Below are 19,707 nucleotides of genomic sequence, written 5' to 3'. Positions count from 1 at the left end.
TGCCTGCGGATGGGTGGTGGGGTTTCTGAGGCGGGGCTGCTCGGTGGGGTGGCGGGGGTGAGTGGCTGTTTTCTTCGGCTCGCTTGTCCGCCGCGCGCGACCGCCGGGCCGGGTGACTTCCGGGCCGGCTGCCCCCGCCCACACCGCCCGCAGCCGGGTGGTGGGGCCCGTGAGGCGCGGGCCTCTTGGTGGGGCTACTGCGACACGCGGCCGACACCTTCAGCCCACTTCTACGCCACGCAGCCCCGCCCGGCCGGTTGATTCCCGGCCCGGGACCATCACCGCCCCCTGCCTGTAGCCGGGAGACGGGGCTCTTGAGGTGGGGGCTGGCCGGTGGGGCGGTTGGGGTAAGCGGCTGTCCCTCCCGGGTCGCTTGTCCGCCGTTCACGGCCTGGGGCGGTTGCTTTCCGGGCCGGGACCGCCACCGTCCACCTCCCGCAGCCGGACAGCGGTGCTCCTGAGACAGAGGCTGGCCGGCGGGGCGGTTGAGGTGAGCGGCTGCCCTTGTCGACTCACTTGTCCGCCGGGCATGCCTTCGGGGCGGGGGACTTCCGGCCCGAGGCCGCCACCACCGCCCCCTGCCTGCCCTCGGGTGGTGGGGCTGGTCAGGCAGCGGCTGCTCTGTGGGGTGTCTGGGGCGCATGGCCGTCCTCCGCGGGTCACTTGTACGCCGCGCCTCCGCCGGGCCGGGTGATTTCCGGGCCGGGTCCGCCACCGCCCACCACCCGCAGCCGGAGAACGGGCCTCTTGAGGTGGGGGCTGGCCGGTGGGGCGGTTGGGGTGAGCGGCTGTCCCTCCCGGGTCACTTATCTGCCGTTCACGGCCTGGGGCGGTTGCTTTCCGGGCCGGGACCACCACCACCCACCACCCGCAGCCGGAGGACAGGGCTCACCCCTCCCCCCCCCCGCTGCCAGCCTGTTCTGACCTGTGCCCACTGGCTGCCTCTATGACGACCAGCGGCCGGACTTGACCTCACGGATGAAGGACGACCACGCCGCGGTCGGTGTCACGAAGGCCGGTCCGTTCTCCTGCTTGGAGTCGCGCACGCCGATGCGGTCGGTCAGCACTGCGACCGATATGCAGCCGCCGCCGTTGTCCTGATCGCTGTGCGAGGACTTGAACCAGGCTGTTTCGTCGGCCACTTCGAGGGCCATGAGGTAGGCGTTAATGGTCATCGATCTCTCTTGCTAGACGGTGCAGAAACTCAGCCGTTTGGGCCGGGGCCAGCGCACCGTCGCGCATCGCGTCGAACCGCCGGCCGTACTTGCCAACCTCGCGCTTCCTGTCGGACACCGTCATGACTGCAGGTCCTTCCTCCATGACAACCGGATCAAGGTTGTAGTCGAACTCCAGCAGTACGAAGTTCGCTGCGGCTCGGAAGGTGCTGCGAGAGAGAGGAATGATCTGGACCGTCACATGGTCGAGTGCGGCCACACGCTCGATCTCCGCGTACTGCTCACGCATGACGGCCGGGTTGCCGACCATCCGACGCAGCGCTGCCTCATCCAGAATCACCCGCAGTTCCACCGGGTCTTCGCATGTGAGGATGGCTTTTCGCTCCATTCGTAGGGCTACGGATTCGTCAACGAACTCACTCGTCCTCTCCTCTACGTGCTTCGCTGTCATGAACAGGGCCCGGGCGTAGCTCTCGGTCTGCAGGAGACCGAAAACCACCCGGGAATGCCAGGCGCGCATCGTGCGGGCGTCGGACTCGAGCCCGACGTACATCGTCGTACCGGACGGCATGACGTTCTGGTAGGGCCTGTACCAGTCCTTGCTGAGCGAGTCACGGTGGAGCGTGAGCAGTACTTCGCGGTTGGCGCGGTCTGTGACGTTGTACAGGTCCAGCAGGTCCGTCAGATCTCGGACACGCGGGAGCTGGTTCTGCCCGGTTTCCACCCGGTTGAGCTTGGTCTCGGAGCTCTCGATGTGCGCAGCCGCGTCCTTCACGCTGATTCCGTGTTTCTCTCGGAGGCGCCGCAGTTCCTTGCCTAGCTCCCGCCTTCTGAACGTCGGACCGCGTCGCGCTGCCACCCTTGAGCCCTCCTGGTGCTGTTCCCCGTCGGCGTACCTCTGTACCCCGTCGGCGTGCCTCTGTTGGTCCTCGGCGAAGCCATGTTGGGCCTCAGATCGGACCTGTTGGCAGTCTTCCATTCCCTGTACCGCCATGAGCAAGCCTTGTTGGAGGTTTGTCATATGCCAATGTGAGCGGCCTTCTGCCGATGCGCTTGCGGGTGCCGTAGCTGCTGCGGAACGCTGGTTGCGTCGCCGGGAACCCCGGATGACACCCCCCACCGCGCTCGCGAAGGAGCCGTCATGCCTCCATTCCCCCGCACCGCCTACACCGGCGGTGGCCTCACCTACGCACTCCCGCCGGCCAAGGGAACCGGGCTCGACGCGGTGATCCGCGCCGCCATCGCCATGGACCGCTGGCTCCCCGCGCCCAGTCAGGTGGGGGCCATCACCCAGCGGCTCCGGGCCTACATCGGCGAGGCGACCGCCGCACTGGAAGGGGACACGCGCGAGGAGGCCCTCGCCGTCGTTCGCGAGGCGCGGCACCGGCTCGGGCTGGGGCCCGGGGACGGCTACACGTCGGCTGTCACGTACGCGCGGGGCCTCGGGCTGGTGGCCAAGGAGCTCCGTGACCTCCGGCGAGGGCTGAAGTGAGGGCCGCCCGGCCTTGGGGCCGTCTCCGCACGTGGTGGTTTCTGTACGGCCAGTTCTCCCGGCCCGTGCGTGCTCTCTGGCCGAGCCGGCGCCGGGCCCACGCCGTCGTCCGGGCGCGCTACGCGGACCCCGGCTTCCTTGGCGAGTCCCTTCACCGGCTCACCCTGCGCATGGAGGTGGTCCCGGTGCCGCACACCGGGGGGCCGCCCGCGCTCATGCCCCCGCCAGGCTGTACCTGTGGCGCCCCCGCCCGCTAGCGCGTCACAGGTGTAGTCGTCGCGCAGGCCGGGTCGGCGGTGCCCGCAGGGCAGTTGTTGCCGGGCGCGGCGGACGTGACCTTGTTGGTCAGGCGGGCGTCGCCCGACGGCGGGTCGTTCACCCGTACCGAGTAGCTGATCGTGGCCTTCGCGCCCGAGGGCAGGTCGCCCCGCCACGTGAGCTCGGGGGCGGCGAACGAGGCCTTGCCGGTGTCGGCCGAGACGGAGGCGGGGAGGATCGTCGCGTCGTCCACCACGCCCGACAGGTCGTCGGTGATCGCCGCACCCGTGATGCCGGTGGTGCCGGTGTTGGTCACCGTCACGGTGTAGCGGACCGTGTCCCCGGGGCGGGCCGCCGGCCGGTCGGTCGTCTCGGCGATTCTGGCCGACGCTGCCATCGTGTCGAACGGTGCCGCCGGCACCATGGCCGCACCGGTGATCACCCCCACGCCCACCAGGAAGGCGACGAGGGTCAGAACTCTGGGCAGACGATCAGGCAAGACGGTCCCCTCTCCCTGCACGCGTTGAGTGCGTGGAGAGATGGCTTGCACCGGACCATGACCGTTACCCGTAAACCGCCCCAAGGGGTGAAACGGCCCGCCCTTCTTACTTCTCGCCCAGGAACACCGGGTTCGTCATCGCCACCATCGGCCCCGGCACCCCCGGCGCCCCGCCGTCCGCCGCCGGGCGTCGCACCTCTGCCCGTACGTACGCCGCGTACGACGGCGTCGTCCGCCACTCGATCGCTCCGGCGCGGACGGGTGTGGTGAAGAGGGGGCCCTGGTCCGTCACGAAGGTCGCGGTGCAGCGTTCCGGCACGCCCGAGACCTCCAGCCGGGCCGTCACCGGGGTGTCCCGTCCCGCCTCCAGCCGTTCGCCGATGCCCGCGTGCCGGCCGCGTCCTCCCGTGACCTCGAAGGACAGCTTCACCCCCGACGACTCCGCGATCCAGCTCCGGCCCGCCCGGATGCCCGCCTGCAGGGCTTGCCGTGAGAGGTCGTCCGCCAGGACCACCGTCTGGGGGAGACCTACCACCTGCGGCTCACGGTGCGCATCGCTGTTCCCCATGGCGGGCAGCCAACGATGGTCGTCACGTACTGCTGCCACCAGCATCGCGTCCCACGCCGCTACCGCGACCTCGTCGTCCGGGGTGTAGGGGCCGTTCCACACCTCGACCGCGTCCGCGTCCTCGAAGCCGTACTTCCAGTTGCAGCCGACGCAGGTGCCGTACGGGTGGGCGGGGACGACCAGGCCGCCCGCCTGCCGGATCCGGCGCGCGAAGCGGCCGAACGCGCCGTCGCGGGCGCGGTAGCGCCAGTCGACGAAGGTGCCGGGGTCCGTGCCGAGGGCGACGACGTGGCCGTTGCGCGTGGTGACCTCCTCTCCCGTGAGGATGAGGAGGTCGTCGCCCCACAGGCCCTCCCAGGCCGCGTGCGCCGACGTCGTGTTGTGCTCGGTGGTCGTGATCCAGTCCAGCCCGGCGGCGCGGGCCGCGGCGGCGATCTCGGCGGGGGTGCGCTTGCCGTCGGAGTGGACGCTGTGCAGGTGGTTGTCGCCCCGGTACCAGGCGCGGCCGCGGCCCCGGGCGCGCTGCGGCGGGTACACCGGCCGCGGGGTCGCGCCGGACGGCGCCGTCCCGTACCGCAGCGTCACCGTCACCTCGTACGCCAGGCCCTGCGGCGCGACCGTGTACGGGCCCAGGACCACGTGCCAGGTGCCGGGGCGCACCGGCCCCGGCAGATAGCCGGGGGTGGCCTGCTCGGCGCTGATCGCGAACTCCGTCCGCGCGCCTCCCGACCAGCCGCGGAAGCCCGCACCGCCCAGCGCCGTGCCGCGCTCGTCGAAGATGCCGATGTCGCAGGCGTTGCCCTGCGTGCCGGCGGGCACGGCCGGCCGGTCGTACGTGTAGGCGACGGCGATCTCGCGCACGCCGGGCGGCACTTCCACGGGCAGGTACACGTAGTCGGGGGCTCCGGCCGGCAGCCGCCCGGAGACCGTGCGGGTCACCGCCGGCGCACCGGCGCCGCGCGCGAACGTCACAGTATCGAGCGTAGGCACGCCCGCCGCCCCCGCGACAGCCGTGGCCGTCGCCGTTCTGAGCAGGTCGCGCCGCCGCATGCGTCTCATGAGCGTCCTCCCTGTGCCTTCGCGGAAGGGTCCCCTCGGGGCGGTCCCCCGGGGGCACTGTTGTACGCCTTGGTGGCGCGCAGGGGTACGGGGCCGGTCCGGGATTGCGACATTCGCGTGTCCGTCCCGCCCCGCCGAGGACCCGCCGGGTCCGTTTGGGCTTACGGTGAGCCCCAGCTCAGGTAGCCAGCCAGGCAGGCCCAGGCAGGCGCAGTCCGGCCAGGTCACCCAGGACGCCAAGGAGGTGCCGCCGCGTGCGGATCGCAACCACGGTCTTCCTCACCGACGAGACGATCAGTCCGGTCCGGCTCGCGAGCGAGCTGGAGCAGCGGGGCTTCGACGGGCTGTACCTGCCGCAGCACACGCACATCCCGGTCAGCCGGGAGACGCCCGCGCCGACGGGCGACCCGCTGCCGCGCGAGTACGGCCGGGCCCTCGATCCGCTCGTGGCGCTGGGGCAGGCCGCGGCGGTCACCGAGCGGATCGGGCTCGGGACGGGCGTCCTGCTGGTCGCCCAGCACGACCCGATCGCGCTGGCCAAGCAGATCGCGACGCTCGACTTCGTCAGCGGCGGGCGCCTCACGCTGGGCATCGGCTACGGCTGGAACGTGGAGGAGGCCGCCGACCACGGCGTCGACTGGAAGACGCGGCGCGATCTCGTACGGGACCGGATGGCGCTGATGCGGGCGCTGTGGGCGGAGGAACCGACGGGATACCGCGGCGAGTTCGGTGCGGTCAGCGCGAGTTTCGCGCACCCGAAGCCGCTGCGGACGCCGCGCTCGCGCGGGGCGGACGTGCCGCACCTCCTGGGGCCGCGCACCCTGATCGGGGGAGCGGCCGGGCCGAAGCTGTTCGCGCACGTCGCGGAGTACGCGGACGGCTGGATGCCCGTCGGCGGCAGCGGCCTCAAGGAGGCGGTGCCGCAGCTGCGCCGGGCCTGGCAGGAGGTCGGGCGGCCGGGCGAGCCGCAGGTCGTGCCGTACGCGGTGCACCCGTCGGCGGGCAAGCTCGCGTACTTCGCCGAGCTGGGGCTCGCCGAGGTCGTGGTGGGGCTGCCGTCGGCGGGGGAGGCGGAGATCCTGCGGGCGCTCGACGCCCACGCGGAGTTCCTGTAAACCTCGGGTCAAGCGTCGGGCCGAACCTCGGGCCGAGCGCCGGGCCGACCCCCGGTCAAGCGCCGGGCCGACCCCCGGTCAAGCGCCGGGCCGAACCTCGGGCCGAGCGCCGGGCTGAACCCCCGGTCAAGCGCCGGGTCGAACCCCGGGTCAAACCCCGGGCCGAACCCCCGGTCAAACCTCGGGCCGAACCCCGGGCCCAACCCCCGGTCAAACGCCCGGCCGAACCCGGGCGCACCATGGCGGAATCCTTTCGGAGGCTACCTCCGGGTGGCGTGACCAGTCGCACACGAACCACTACCCGGCCTCTTCCGGACGGCCCGTCACCCGCTCGTATGCTCGGACAATGACTTCCACCCCGCAGCCCCCGCAGGGACCCGCACCGACCGCCAACGCCATGCGTCGCGCGCTCAAACGCGCCCGGGACGGCGTGGCCCTGGACGTCACCGAGTCCGCCGTGCTCCTCCAGGCCCGCGGCGCGGATCTGGAAGACCTGTGCGCGTCCGCCGCCCGGGTGCGCGACGCGGGACTGGAAGCCGCCGGGCGCCCCGGCGTCATCACGTACTCGAAGAGCGTCTTCATCCCCCTCACCCGCCTCTGCCGCGACAAGTGCCACTACTGCACCTTCGCCACCGTCCCCGGCAAGCTGCGCCGCGCCGGCCACGGCATGTTCATGTCCCCCGACGAGGTCCTGGCCATCGCCCGGCGCGGCGCCGAACTCGGCTGCAAGGAAGCCCTCATCACGCTCGGCGACCGTCCCGAGGACCGCTGGCCCGAGGCCCGCGCATGGCTGGAGGCGGCGGGCTACGACGACACCATCGCCTACGTGCGCGCCATCTCCATCCGCATCCTGGAGGAGACCGGCCTGCTCCCGCACCTCAACCCGGGCGCCATGAGCTGGACGGACTTCCAGCGCCTCAAGCCCGTCTCCGCGTCGATGGGCATGATGCTGGAGACCACCGCCGAGCGGCTGTGGAGCGAGCCCGGCGGCCCGCACTACGGCTCCCCGGACAAGGAGCCGGCCGTCCGGCTGCGCGTCCTGGAGGACGCCGGGCGCAGCTCCGTGCCGTTCACCAGCGGCCTGCTGATCGGCATCGGCGAGACGTACGAGGAGCGCGCCGAGTCGCTGTTCGCGCTGCGCCGCGTCTCCCGGGCCTACCACGGCATCCAGGAACTGATCATGCAGAACTTCCGCGCCAAGCCGGACACGGCGATGCGCGGCATGCCGGACGCCGAGCTGGACGACCTCGTCGCCACCGTCGCCGTCGCCCGGCACATCATGGGCCCCTCCGCGTGCCTCCAGGCCCCGCCGAACCTGGTGGCCGGGGAGTACGCGCGCCTCATCGGCGCCGGCATCGACGACTGGGGCGGCGTCTCGCCCGTCACCCCCGACCACGTCAACCCCGAGCGCCCCTGGCCGCAGATCGACGAGCTCGCCGAGCAGTCCGCCGCGGCCGGCTTCCGGCTGCGGGAACGACTCGCCGTCTACCCCGACTTCGTGCAGCGGGGCGAGCCCTGGCTGGACCCGCGCGTGCTGCCGCACGTGCGCGCCCTGGCCGACCCGGAGTCCGGGCTGGCGAACGAGCACGCCGAGGTCAAGGGCCTGCCCTGGCAGGAGCCGGAAGACGTCTTCGTCCCCTCCGGCCGCACCGAGCTGCACCGGGCCGTCGACACCGAGGGCCGCACCGGCGACCGGCGCGAGGACTTCGACGAGGTCTACGGGGACTGGGAGGCGCTGCGCGAGGCCGCCGCGCCCGGCATGGTGCCCGAACGCATCGACGCGGACGTGCGCGAAGCGCTGCGGCAGGCCGCCGACGACCCCACCCGGCTGACCGACCCCCAGGCCCTCGCCCTCCTCCACGCCGACGGGCCCGCGCTCGACGCGCTCTGCCGCATCGCCGACGACCTGCGCCGGGACGTGGTCGGCGACGACGTCACGTACATCGTCACGCGCAACATCAACTTCACCAACGTCTGCTACACCGGCTGCCGCTTCTGCGCCTTCGCCCAGCGGCGCACCGACGCCGACGCGTACACCCTGTCCCTGGAGCAGGTCGCCGACCGGGCCGCGCAGGCGTGGGACGTCGGCGCGGTCGAGGTCTGCATGCAGGGCGGCATCCACCCCGACCTGCCCGGCACGGCCTACTTCGACATCGCGCGGGCCGTGAAGGAGCGCGTGCCGGACATGCACGTGCACGCCTTCTCGCCGATGGAGATCGTCAACGGCGCGACCCGCACGGGCCTGTCCGTACGGGAGTGGCTGGCCGCGGCGAAGGAAGCCGGGCTCGACACCATCCCCGGCACGGCCGCGGAGATCCTCGACGACGAGGTCCGCTGGGTCCTCACCAAGGGCAAGCTGCCCGCCGCCACCTGGATCGAGGTCGTCAGGACCGCGCACGAGCTCGGGATCCGGTCCTCGTCCACGATGATGTACGGGCACGTGGACCAGCCGCGGCACTGGCTCGGGCACTTCCGGAGGCTCGTCGAGATCCAGAAGGAGACCGGCGGGTTCACGGAGTTCGTGACCCTCCCCTTCATCCACACGAACGCGCCCGTGTACCTGGCGGGCATTTCGCGCCCCGGCCCCACCACGCGCGACAACCGGGCGGTCACGGCCATGGCCCGGCTGCTGCTCCACCCGCACATCACGAACATCCAGACGAGCTGGGTCAAACTGGGCGCGGAGGGGGCGGCGGAGATGCTCCGCTCCGGCGCGAACGACCTCGGCGGGACGCTGATGGAGGAGACCATCTCCCGCATGGCGGGCTCCTCGTACGGGTCGTACCGGTCGGTCCGGGACCTCGTGGGCATCGCGGAAGCGGCGGGGCGGCCGGCGCGGGCGCGGACGACGTTGTACGGGGAGGTGCCGGCGGAACGGATCGCTGCCGCGGCGGCGTCGGACGGGCATCTGCCGGAGTTGCTGCCGGTGCTGGAGGACTAGCGTCCGTCGGGGGCGCTTCCGGCCGGGTCGTTGCGGATTCCGCCGGACGCACGCCGTCGTGGCGGGTCGCCGTTGCGGCGGGAGCAATGCCCCGGTCCCGCCCTTTCTCCGCCAGCTACCGCTGGGTGGTGCCCCCGACCCCGGGGCGTTGCCTCGGGGTCGGGGGAGCCGCGGCGTCGGCCCGGCTCCCCGGGGAGCCGGAGCTCGGTCACCGGTCCGTCCCGGATGTTGCCGTCTTGTCGAGATGCCTCGACAAGACGGCAACGTCACGCCGTCTAAGGTGGCCCGCATGTCTTGGCCTCAGAATCCCCAGCAGCCCCACCAGCCGCCGCAGTCGCCGCAGCCCCCGCAGGGCGGCGCACCGTGGGGCGGGCCGGAGGCCACCGCCGTCGACCAGCCCGCCGTGACTCCGCCCGCCCCGGCTCCGCCGAACGGCGGCGTTCACGCGGCGCCCACCGCCTTCGCTCAGCCCGCCGTGACCCCGCCCGCCCCGGCCGCGCCGAACGGCGGCGGCAACCCCCACGCCCAGGCGACCGTCTTCGCCCAGCCCGCCGTGCAGCCGCCCGGTCCCGGTGGCGCGGGTGCCGTGCCGCCTCCGCCCCCGCCGCCGGGCGGCTGGACCGCGCCCGCCCCGGCCCCGGCGCCCGCTCCCGTACCGCCGGGCGGTGGCGGTGGCGGCGGTGGCGGTGGCAAGAACAAGACGCTGCTCGCCGTCGTCGGCGGCGTCGTGGCTCTCGCCGTCATCGGCGGCGGCGCGTTCTTCTTCCTCAAGGGCGGTGACGACAAGAAGGACGACAAGCAGAACGTCACGGCCGGCGGCCAGGCCAAGCCCTCCGGCGACCCGGCGCAGGGACAGCAGGGACAGCCGGGACAACCGCAGCAGTCCGCCGCCCCGGACAACGCCGCCGGCGCCCCCGCCGCCCCGCCCGCCGGCTGGCAGACGCAGACCAGCAAGGAGCACAAGCTCCAGTACGACGTGCCCGGTACGGGGGAGAAGTGGAAGGTCTTCCCGCAGGACACGATGATCGCGTACGCCGACGCGTCCGGTAAGCCGCAGATCACGATGCGCGACACCGCCAACTTCACTGAGGGCGGCTGCTCTTCGTCGGCCAATCCCAACGCGATCGGCGAGGCCGGCAAGGGGCAGCTCGCCACCGTCGGTACGGCGGCCGGCGACCCCTCCCTGAGCATCCAGGACAACGCCCGCAACTGGGCGGGCAACTGGGGCGTCTACGCGTACGGCGGCCTCGGCAACAAGCCCAAGATCGAGGTCAGCCAGGCCCAGCCCTGGAAGCAGAACGGCATCGACGGCTGGACCGCGACCGCCAAGGTCACCGTCCTCAACCGCCCGAGCCCGTGCGTGCCGCCGACGGCCATCGTCAAGAGCATCGTGTGGAAGCTCCCCAGCGGCGATTTCAGCAGCTGGATCATGTACGCCGACCAGGGCGTCTCCGGCGCGCTGCCGGAGTCCCGGATCGACGAGATCATGAAGACGGTCCGCCCGCTCAAGGGCTGAGCCGGGCCGAGAAACAGGAAGGGGCCGGTCCACCCATGACCACCACCGCACTGTGGAGCCGGGCGCAGCAGCAGGACTTCCGCGCCCGCGTCCGCGGCTGCCTGCTCGGCGGGGCGATCGGTGACGCGCTCGGCGCGGGCATCGAGTTCCACTCGCTCGGCACGATCCGCGACAACCACGGGCCCGCCGGCGTCCGTGACTACGTACGGGCCTACGGGCGGCGCGGCGCGGTCACCGACGACACGCAGATGACGCTGTTCACCGTCGACGGCCTGATCCGCGCCGGGATCCGGCGCGACACCGGCGAGTGGGACGCGTCGGCGGAGGTACACCGCGCGTACCTGCGCTGGCGGGCCACCCAGCGCTACGAGGCCCCCGACCTGCGTGATCCCGCGCTCGGCCGGCTGGGCCGCCAGGGGTGGCTCTACTCGCAGCGGGCGCCGGGCAACGCCTGCCTGTCCGGGCTGGAGGACGACCGGATGGGCACCCTCGCCGCCCCCAAGAACCGGGAGTCCAAGGGCTGCGGCACCGTGATGCGCTCGGCGCCGTTCGGCCTGCTGGTCGACCGGGAGCCGGCGCAGGTCTTCCACCTCGCCGCCGAGTGCGCCGCCCAGACCCACGGCCACCCCTCGGGCGTCCTGGCGGCGGCCGCCTTCGCGGCCATCGTGCACGGCGTCGTCCGCGGCGGGACGCTGGAGAGCTCCGTGCACCAGGCGCTCGCCCTGCTGGCCGGGTGGTCGGGGCACGAGGAGACCACGGCGGCGCTGCGGCAGGCGCTCGACGCCGTACGCCAGGGTGCGCCGTCGGCCGAGCGGCTCGAAGCGCTCGGCCAGGGCTGGGTGGCCGAAGAAGCCCTTGCCATGGGCGTGTACTGCGCGCTGGTCGCCGAGGACATCCGTCACGGGCTGCTGCTCGCCGTCAACCACAGCGGTGACTCCGACTCCACCGGTTCGCTCTGCGGCAACCTGCTGGGCGCGCTGCACGGCGAGACCGCGCTGCCGGCGGACCTGCTGGCCGAGCTGGAGGGCCGGGCCGAGATCGCCGAACTCGCCGACGACTTCGCCATGGAGCTCACCCAGGGCGCGCACCTGCACGGCCCGGGCGTGGCCTCCACGGCGTGGACGGAGCGCTACCCGCCCGCATAGCGGAGCAACTGCATGGGGCGCAGCGCCAGTTGCGATCGCACAACCCGTACGGTTGCGTGCACCCGCGCACGCCCGTACGCGCCCGTACACGCCCGCACACGGCAGAACCCCCTCGGCCGGGACGACGGACCGGCCGAGGGGGTTCTGTGTGCACTGCTCAGGGGTGATGAGGGCGATGAAGACGCTGCATCGACTGGTCTCGTCAGAAGTCGTATGCGCGACGGGAAACGGTCGTCACAAACGCGGACCAGGTGGTCGGCGCGAAACCGAGAATCGGTCCCTGAGGGTCCTTGGAGTCACGGACCGCGATGGACTGGGGGAGGGGGGAGGCGACCTCCACGCAGTCGCCGTTGGCCAGCGAGTACGAGGACTTGCGCCACGTGGTGTTTCCCTGCTGGATGGCCATGATTGCTCCCATGCCTTGGTGAGTATGTGCCTTGATCAGAAACGCCGGTCACAACGCCGGTTTCCCGAGGTGCGACCGACGTTACGCGCCAACATCACCTGATGAACGGCCCATTCACTCGACCGGATGGCATATTCGGGAACGCCCTTCCCGGGCGACTGGCAGAGGGTGTACCGTGCGGCGCTTCCGTCAGGCCTCCGCCGCCCACTCCGCCGCGACCCGGTCGATGAACTGCCGGGAGTGCTCCGCGTTGAGGGCCTGCATTCGCAAATGTTCGTACATCACGCTGTAGGTCTGCACGTCGTTCGGCTTCTCCAGGTAGAGATCACTGGTGATCCCCTCCAGATAGACCGTGCTCGCGTCCTGCGGGTCATTGAACTCCAGGATGGAGAACTTCCCGTACATGCCCGGGTGCGCGCCGACGTCATAAGGCAGCACCTGCACCGTGATGTGCGGTTCCAGGCTGAACTGCACGAGCTGCCGCATCTGTTCCGCCATGATCTCGCGGTTGCCCACGATCCGGCGCAGCGCCGACTCGTCGATGACCGCCCAAAGGCGCAGTGGATTCTCCGGATCGGTGATCCGTTCCTGCCTGCGCATCCGCACCTGCACGCGGCGCTCGATGTCGGCCGTCGTCGCCTCGGGCCAGGAACCCTCCGTCACGGCGCTCGCGTAATTGGGCGTCTGGAGCAGACCAGGTACGAGAGATGCCTCGTACACGCGCAGTGAGGCCGCATCCGTTTCCAGGCCGATGTAGACGCTGTAGGGAATGTCGCCGAAGGCGTGCCACCAGCCCTGCTGGCGCGACTCCTTGGCCATCTGCATCAGTGAATCGACAATCCGGTGGTCCTCGACCCCGTACACCCCGCAGAGATCGCGCACATCGCGCTGGCTGATGCTGCGGCGGCCGTTCTCCAGCCGGCTGATCTTCGACTGCGAGACGAGCAACCGCTCGGCGACCTCCTCGGCGGTCATGCCCTTGAGCTCGCGGAGCTTGCGCAGCTCCTGCCCCAAGCGGCGCCGCCTAACGGTGGGATTGACACTGGACGCCACGGGACGCACCTCCGGCTCCGTCATGCTGCTGTCTCCTGACCTCGCAGCCTGCCACCACATGCCGGGGCGGCGCTGGAAAATGCGACACAGAGTCCGCCTGCGGTGAACGGTTTGCCGGGGTCGGCCGCATCGGACCGTGCATCGTCCCGTGCATGTGCGCGGGGTGGTGGACCGGACCGCCGTCCCGGGCGGCCGGACCACCACCCCGCGCGATATCGCGGCTCCCGAACCGGGCCGGGGGAACTGCTCTGCGGTCGGTCGAGCTCTGAGGGTGATGCGGATGTCGTGCGGTGCGCCGTCGTGCCGTGCGCTGCCGTGCGATGCGCTGCCGTGCGGTCGAACCGGAGTGTTACGCAAACGTGCTGTGGTGCGTCGCGCTGTTCCAGAAGGGCATGTGCGGGGCCTTCACGAGGCGCCGGCGCGGGCCATCACGGGCGCCCCCTGGGACGCCTGCTGACCGGCCGCCGCTCCGCCGCGGACGGACGTCCGCCGCCCGGATCCGCCGCCGTGGCCGCCCGAACCGGAACCGGCCGCCGCCGGGGCCCGCCGCGGCTGCGCCGCGACGCCGTTCTGCACGTCCATCACGGCGTGCGCCACGAGGCCGCCCATCGGGTCGTGCCGGATCAGATCCCGCAGCCGGGAGCGGGACGACCGCCCCTCGTTGCCCGGGTAGAGGTGCTTGCCGAGACCCACCGCGTGGGCCAGGGCGGCGAGCGCCGCGGTCCGCGGGTCCGGCGGGACGCCGGTGCGGATCGCGCTGTCCAGCCGGGCCCTGATCTCCCGGCTGATCGCGGTGTCCGTCGCCTGATAGCGCGTCGTCGGCAGCACCCCGCACATGTGGCCCGCCACGGCATGCACCATGCCGCACCGCTCCAGGTGCGTGAGATACGTCTGGCGCAGCCCCAGCCGGGGCCCGCCGATCCAGTGGACGGCGCGGACCGGACTGCCGCGGCGGCGCAGCAGTTCGAGCGCGGTGTCCAGCGTCGGCTCTCCTGTCGGCCGCGGCATCACCACGGCGATACGATCCCCGTCTGGGGCTATCCGTCCAGCCAGAGCCAGCTCCACTAGCTGTGCCCCGGCGAGACCCAGGTCGAGCGACTGCGGCTGCGCCGTGGTTCCCGTGGCCGGGTCCAAAGCGAGCAGCAGAAGCTCCTCCGGAATTGTTCTGCGGCTCCTGCCCATCCATGCCTCCCCGCGTGGATGACTGACAGGGTGACCCCTCTCACATTGGTCTGTCGAGAGTGCGTGGTGGCTTCGGGTGGGAACCGGTAGGTATGTCGTCTCGTCTAGCACGACGGTGGGCCCGGTCCATCCCTTCTGGCGGTGCGGTTGCGCGGTGACGGGGCTCCGGCACAGGACACTGGTAAGCGTTTGAGAAGGTTCGGCCTGCGGGGTGCGGTGCACCCCGCGGTGGCGTATCGCGTGGAATTCGAGGAGGCATCGGTGGCGGGCGAGTCCCCCGGCAAGTCGGAGCAGCGGAAGTCGTCGGGGGAGACGACGCGCGGCGAGCACGACCCGCGACTCGGGGTTTTCCGGGAATCCTCCGGAAAGCCGTCCGGGAAAGCGGATGCCGCCGATGCCGCGGATGCCGCCGAAGGCGGCCGTAAGGAAGTGTCCGCGGCGTCCGCTGAGGCCGATGCGATCGCAAAGGCCGACTCGGGCCGTCCGGTCGGCGGTGACGCACGGCTGAAGGCGGCGGTGGCGGCGTGGGTGGCCGGAACGGACGGGGACGAACCGGATGAGGCGGGCGAGTCCGCCGAGTCGTCCCGGGCGTCCGGCGCGTCCGGCGCGTCCGCGCGCTCGAAGGACGAGGACGAGGACGAGGCCGAGGTCGAAGCCGACGGCGACCGGCCCGTGAACGGCAGCCCTTCCGGCAAGGACGCGGGTGCCGCGCGGGCGAACGGCGCGCCTTCCGGCAAGGCCGCCTCCGGTGCTGCGCGCCCCGAGGGCGACGGCAAGGGCTCCGCCTCCGGCGAGGACAAGCCTGCGGCGTCGGGTGACCGGGCCACGGCTGTGTTCCGTACGGTCCGGCCGAAGGCGGACGGCGCCGCCGAGTCTGCTGCCGCGGACCGGCCCGCGAACGGTGCGCCCTCCGGTGAGGGCAAGGCCCCGGCTTCCGGTGACCGCGCCGCGGCTGTTTTCGGCGCGCTCCGGGCGAAGGACACTGCGCCGGCCGATGACGCCGAGTCCTCGAAGCCCGCAAAGCCCGCGAAGAACGAGCCCTCCGCTTCAGGCAAGGGCTCCGCTTCCGGTGAGGACAAGCCCGCGGCGTCGGGCGACCGGGCCACGTCCGTCTTCCGTACGGTCCGTCCGAAGGGCGGCGAGGCCGCCGGCGATGGCGAGGCCGCCAAGTCCGCCGCTGCGGACCGGCCCGCGAACGGCTCCCCTTCCGATAGCGGGAAGGGCTCCGCTTCCGGTAAGGACAAGCCCGCCGCGTCCGGCGACCGGGCCACGTCCGTCTTCCGTACGGTCCGCCCGAAGGGCGGCGAGGCCGCCGGCGATGGCGAGGCCGCCAAGCCCGCCGCTGCCGACCGGCCCGCGAACGGCTCCCCTTCCGGTAACGGCAAGGCCCCCGCCTCCGCTTCCGGTAAGGACAAGCCCGCCGCGTCCCCCGACCAGGCCACCGCCGTGTTCCGTACGGTCCGGCCGAAGGACGGGGAGTCCGCCGCGGCGCCGAAGGGCGCGTCTTCCGGTAACGGCAAGGCCCCGGCCCCCGCTTCCGGTAAGGACAAGCCCTCCGCGCCCGCCGACCAGGCCACCGCCGTCTTCGGTGCGGTCCGGCCCAAGGGTGACGCGGCTGCCAAGTCCTCCGACAAGGCGTCCGCCAAGCCCTCCGCTGAGCCTTCCTCCGACGATCAGCCGACCGCGCTGATGAAGGCCCCCAAGGTGCCCGAGCCCAAGGCCGGTGCGCCCAAGGCCGGCCCCGCCAAGGCCGCCCCGCGCGAGGACTCCGACTCCGAGCGGACCAGCCAGTTCGTACCGCTGAAGTCCGACGCCGCCAAGGACGCCGCCAAGAAGGCCGCCAAGAAGGCCGCCCCGGCCGAGCCCGCCGCCAAGGCGACCCCGCCCGCCGCTAAGGCGAGCGCCCCCGCCAAGCCGGCCATCCCGGTCAGCGTCGCCCCGCCGAAGGAGCCGTCCCCCAAGCCGGAAGGCGCATCCGCCCCCGGCACCCCCGCCGCGCCGCTGGACCTGCTGGCGCAGCTGACGAACACGCCTCCGCCGCCGGAGACGCCGGTCCGCACGGTCCTGCGCCGGGTCAAGATCTGGACCCCGCTCGTGATCCTGCTGGCGATCGTCTTCTGCGTGGTGCAGGCGTTCCGCCCGCTGCCGGAGCCGAAGCTGGTGCTCACGGCGAACAAGGCGTTCAAGTTCGACGGTGACAAGGCGCAGATGACGTGGCCGACGTCCGGCCAGGCGTACGTCGAGGTCGACGGCCTCGGCAGCCTGGGCGAGTACGGCGAGGAGAAGCCCGTCCCGATCGCGAGCGTCACCAAGGTGATGACCGCGTACATCACCCTTCGCGACCACCCGATGCAGAAGGGCGACAAGAAGGGCGCCCTGATGACGGTCGACGCCAAGGCGGTGAGCGACTACCAGAAGGGCAAGCCCGAGGGCGAGTCCCTGGTCCGGGTGACCGAGAACCAGAAGCTCTCGGAGTACGAGGCGCTGGAAGCGCTGATGCTGCCGTCGGCGAACAACATCGCCAAGCTGCTGGCCCGCTGGGACGCCGGTTCCGAGGATGCGTTCGTCAAGAAGATGAACGACACCGCCAAGGAGCTGGGCATGGTGAACACGAACTTCACCGACCCGAGCGGCTTCGACGCGACAACGAAGAGCACGGCGAAGGACCTGGTCAAGCTGGGCAGGAAGGCCATGGCGGACCCGGTCTTCCGGGAGATCTCGGGGCTGACGGAGTACATCGACAGCAACGGCGAGAAGCAGAAGAACTTCAACCCGATCGTTCCGCTGTACGGCACCGGCATCAAGACGGGCACGACCACGGCGGCCGGCGGCAACCTGCTCTTCGCCGCGGAGAAGAAGATCGGCGGCACGACGCAGCTGATCATCGGCGCGGTGCTGGCGCAGCACAAGACGCCGATCATCGACTCGGTGGTCGCGGCGACCAAGGACGCGATCGAGTCCGCGAAGAAGGCGCTGGAGGCGAAGACGGTCGTCAAGAAGGGCGACGTCGTGGGCGCCGTGGACGACGGCCTCGGCGGCCGTACCCCGGTCGTGGCGACCAAGGACGTCACCGCGGTCGGCTGGTCCGGCCTGACGGTCGGCCTGGCGCTGAACGACGGCGGCCACAAGCTGCCGCACACGGCGAAGTCCGGTGCCGAGGTCGGCATGCTGACCGTGGGCAGCGGCCCGGGCCAGGTGCGGGTGCCGGTGGCGCTGAAGTCGGCCCTGGCCGAGCCGGGCTTCGGGTCGAAGCTGACCCGTCTCGGCTGACGAGCGTCGCCTGACGCGGGCAGGGGCGGTGGTCACCGCCCCTGCCGGTCCCTCGCGGCGTGCTAGCGTCGCGAGGGTTTGAGTACGGCGCCGCGCCGTGCGCTACCCGAAAGTCCGTGACAGCGTGACGATGGGGGAAGACGTCGGGGGAAGACGGGGAGAGCCGCAGTGACCACCGTGGGCCCGGCACGGGCCGACAAGCCGGACGAGCCGGGTGACCAGCAGGACGGGCGCACCCCCGCCGGGATAGCACCGCCCTCCGCCTTCCGCGAGCGCCTGACCCGCGCCGGCCGCGCCCTGGCCGGCCGCCCCGTGCTGACCACGCTGGTCATCGCGGCCGTGGCGCACGTGATCTGGGTGTTCGTGTTCGCGAACAGCGGCGGCGACCTGGCCGCCCAGGACGCGTGGGCGGAGTTCGTGGGCCAGCACCCCGACTCGGCGTACAACCTCGCCTGGTACGGCGGCATGCACCCCGTCTCGTACAGCGTGATCTCGCCGTACCTGATGGCCAGCATCGGCGTCCGCACCACGATGATGATCGCGGGCACGCTCTCCGCCGGGCTGCTCGCCCTGCTGCTCGTGCGCAGCAGGGTGGTGCGCCGGCCGCTCGTGCCGGCCCTGTACGGCACCTTCGCGCTGACCTGCAACGCGATCTCCGGCCGGGTCACTTTCGGGCTCGGCACGATGTTCGGCCTGGCGGCCGTCGCCGTGATCTTCGCCTGGCCGATGCGCTGGCGCTCGGAGGGCAAGTACCGCTGGGTCCGTGCCGGCCTCGCCGCGCTGGCTGCCGCGCTGGCGACGGCGTCGAGCCCGGTCGCCGGCCTGTTCGTGGGCTTCGTCGCGGCCGCCCTGTGGCTGGGCAAGCGCCGCCCGGCGGCGTACGCGCTGGGTGTCTCCCCGGCCGTCGTGGTGGGTCTCTCGGCATGGCTGTTCCCGTTCTCGGGCCAGCAGCCGATGGCCTTCGTCTCGGCGATCCTGCCGCTGCTGAGCGGCGTCTTCGGGGTGCTGTTCGTCCCCAAGGAGTGGCGCACGGTCCGGACGGCCTCGGCGCTCTACGTCCTGGCCGTCCTGCTGGTGTGGCTCATCCCCTCCCAGATCGGCACCAACGTCTCCCGGCTCGGCATGATCTTCGGCGGTACGGTGCTGGTCGCGGCACTGCCGGAGCTGAAGGTGCCGCGCCCGGCCGAGCTGCTGAAGAGCGGCCTGCGCTGGACGGCACTGATCGCCGCCCTCGCCACGTGCACGATCTGGCAGCTCGCCGTCTCCATCGGCGACATCATGCACACCACGCCCGCCGCGTCCTGGGCGCGCGAGCTCGCGCCCCTGGTGCACCGGCTGCAGCAGGCCGACGCGGCGCGCGGCCGCGTCGAGGTCGTGCCGGCCCGCAGCCACCGCGAGTCCTCGGCCCTCACCCCGTACGTGAACCTCGCCCGCGGCTGGAACCGGCAGGCCGACCGCGAGCGCAACCCGCTCTTCTACGAGCCGGGCATGCTCACCTCCTCCAGCTACCGCGCCTGGCTCGACCGCTGGGCCGTGCGCTACGTGGTGCTGCCCGCCGGCGAGCCGGACCACGCGGCCGTCGACGAGGCCAAGCTCGTCACCAAGGGCCAGCCGTACCTGCGCGAGGTGTGGTCCGACGACAACTGGCGGCTGTTCGAGGTCGAGGCGCCGACGCCCCTCGCCGACCCCCCGGCGGTCGTGGAGCGCACGGACGCCGAGGGCCTCACGATCACCGTGAACAAGCCGGGCCCGGTCCTCATCCGCATCCCGTACTCCCCGTGGCTCGGCCTGGTCGACAAGGACGGCAAGGACGTCCAGCCGCCGAAGGCGGGGCCGCGCGGCGAGCCGCCGGTCAACGTCAACGGCTGCCTGTCCAAGGAGGTCCAGGAGGCCCGCGAGGACCGGCCGGAGGACGACTGGACGCTGCTGCACGCCCCGAAGGCGGGCACGTACCACGTCGTGGCGCGCTACAAGCTGCCGCGCGGGACGGGCTGCCCGGACGACCTGGCGAAGTAGCCCGCCCGGCCG

General features: G+C 72.1%; 14 protein-coding genes. 7 read left to right on the top strand and 7 right to left on the bottom strand.

Annotated features, from left to right (window positions below; genetic code table 11):
* Window positions 1–944: 944 nt before the first annotated feature.
* Both IF61_RS0130170 and IF61_RS0130165 read right to left on the bottom strand, forming a co-directional pair.
* Entirely contained in the window at window positions 945–1,175 is a 231-nt protein-coding gene (locus IF61_RS0130170) for a DUF397 domain-containing protein (protein ID WP_245684674.1), read from the bottom strand.
* On the bottom strand, window positions 1,165–2,196 hold the full coding sequence (locus tag IF61_RS0130165; protein ID WP_342668033.1) for a helix-turn-helix domain-containing protein: 1,032 nt from the start codon (window positions 2,194–2,196) through the stop codon (window positions 1,165–1,167). The genes IF61_RS0130170 and IF61_RS0130165 overlap by 11 nt, the downstream gene beginning before the upstream one ends.
* Before the next feature lie 120 nt (window positions 2,197–2,316).
* Between IF61_RS0130165 and IF61_RS0130160 the strand changes: the two genes are divergently transcribed.
* A complete protein-coding gene (locus tag IF61_RS0130160; protein WP_030369726.1) occupies window positions 2,317–2,667 on the top strand; it encodes a DUF6415 family natural product biosynthesis protein in 351 nt (116 codons plus the stop codon).
* A 253-nt stretch (window positions 2,668–2,920) separates the two neighbouring features.
* Here IF61_RS0130160 and IF61_RS0130150 read toward each other — a convergent pair whose 3' ends face one another.
* Both IF61_RS0130150 and IF61_RS0130145 read right to left on the bottom strand, forming a co-directional pair.
* Window positions 2,921–3,424 carry a DUF7927 domain-containing protein gene (locus tag IF61_RS0130150; protein WP_157848724.1) on the bottom strand — a complete coding sequence of 168 codons (504 nt, stop codon included), beginning with the start codon at window positions 3,422–3,424 and terminating at the stop codon, window positions 2,921–2,923.
* 106 nt (window positions 3,425–3,530) lie between these two features.
* Window positions 3,531–5,042: a CehA/McbA family metallohydrolase gene (locus IF61_RS0130145; RefSeq protein WP_030369723.1), complete on the bottom strand. Its 1,512-nt coding sequence runs from the start codon at window positions 5,040–5,042 to the stop codon at window positions 3,531–3,533.
* Between the two features lie 263 nt (window positions 5,043–5,305).
* Here IF61_RS0130145 and IF61_RS0130140 point away from each other — a divergent pair, with 263 nt between their 5' ends.
* The 4 genes from IF61_RS0130140 to IF61_RS0130125 all read left to right on the top strand — a co-directional run bounded on the left by IF61_RS0130140 (window position 5,306) and on the right by IF61_RS0130125 (window position 11,768).
* Window positions 5,306–6,166 carry a TIGR03619 family F420-dependent LLM class oxidoreductase gene (locus IF61_RS0130140; protein WP_030369722.1) on the top strand — a complete coding sequence of 287 codons (861 nt, stop codon included), beginning with the start codon at window positions 5,306–5,308 and terminating at the stop codon, window positions 6,164–6,166.
* Window positions 6,167–6,512: 346 nt separating this feature from the next.
* A complete protein-coding gene (locus tag IF61_RS0130135) occupies window positions 6,513–9,107 on the top strand; it encodes a bifunctional FO biosynthesis protein CofGH (protein WP_052393264.1) in 2,595 nt (864 codons plus the stop codon).
* Window positions 9,108–9,396: 289 nt separating this feature from the next.
* Entirely contained in the window at window positions 9,397–10,623 is a 1,227-nt protein-coding gene (locus IF61_RS0130130) for a DUF8017 domain-containing protein (protein WP_052393262.1), read from the top strand.
* A 35-nt stretch (window positions 10,624–10,658) separates the two neighbouring features.
* Window positions 10,659–11,768, top strand: coding sequence for an ADP-ribosylglycohydrolase family protein (locus tag IF61_RS0130125; RefSeq protein ID WP_030369719.1), 1,110 nt, complete (start codon window positions 10,659–10,661; stop codon window positions 11,766–11,768).
* 202 nt (window positions 11,769–11,970) lie between these two features.
* Here IF61_RS0130125 and IF61_RS34825 read toward each other — a convergent pair whose 3' ends face one another.
* The 3 genes from IF61_RS34825 to IF61_RS0130110 all read right to left on the bottom strand — a co-directional run bounded on the left by IF61_RS34825 (window position 11,971) and on the right by IF61_RS0130110 (window position 14,409).
* Entirely contained in the window at window positions 11,971–12,174 is a 204-nt protein-coding gene (locus IF61_RS34825; protein WP_078660623.1) for a DUF397 domain-containing protein, read from the bottom strand.
* A gap of 189 nt (window positions 12,175–12,363) precedes the next feature.
* Window positions 12,364–13,227, bottom strand: coding sequence for a helix-turn-helix domain-containing protein (locus IF61_RS0130115; protein ID WP_030369718.1), 864 nt, complete (start codon window positions 13,225–13,227; stop codon window positions 12,364–12,366).
* A gap of 405 nt (window positions 13,228–13,632) precedes the next feature.
* On the bottom strand, window positions 13,633–14,409 hold the full coding sequence (locus tag IF61_RS0130110; RefSeq protein ID WP_078660619.1) for a GOLPH3/VPS74 family protein: 777 nt from the start codon (window positions 14,407–14,409) through the stop codon (window positions 13,633–13,635).
* A gap of 261 nt (window positions 14,410–14,670) precedes the next feature.
* Here IF61_RS0130110 and IF61_RS37535 point away from each other — a divergent pair, with 261 nt between their 5' ends.
* Window positions 14,671–17,679, top strand: a complete 3,009-nt coding sequence (locus tag IF61_RS37535) for a hypothetical protein (RefSeq protein ID WP_030369716.1) — start codon at window positions 14,671–14,673, stop codon at window positions 17,677–17,679.
* A gap of 168 nt (window positions 17,680–17,847) precedes the next feature.
* On the top strand, window positions 17,848–19,695 hold the full coding sequence (locus tag IF61_RS0130100) for a hypothetical protein (protein ID WP_030369715.1): 1,848 nt from the start codon (window positions 17,848–17,850) through the stop codon (window positions 19,693–19,695).
* Window positions 19,696–19,707: the final 12 nt, after the last annotated feature.

The sequence above is a fragment of the Streptomyces roseoverticillatus genome (assembly GCF_000719265.1).
In the GTDB taxonomy this organism is placed as follows: domain Bacteria; phylum Actinomycetota; class Actinomycetes; order Streptomycetales; family Streptomycetaceae; genus Streptomyces; species Streptomyces roseoverticillatus.
The sequence above is the reverse complement of the archived record's forward strand: the minus strand, read 5'-3'. Positions and strand labels throughout refer to the sequence as shown.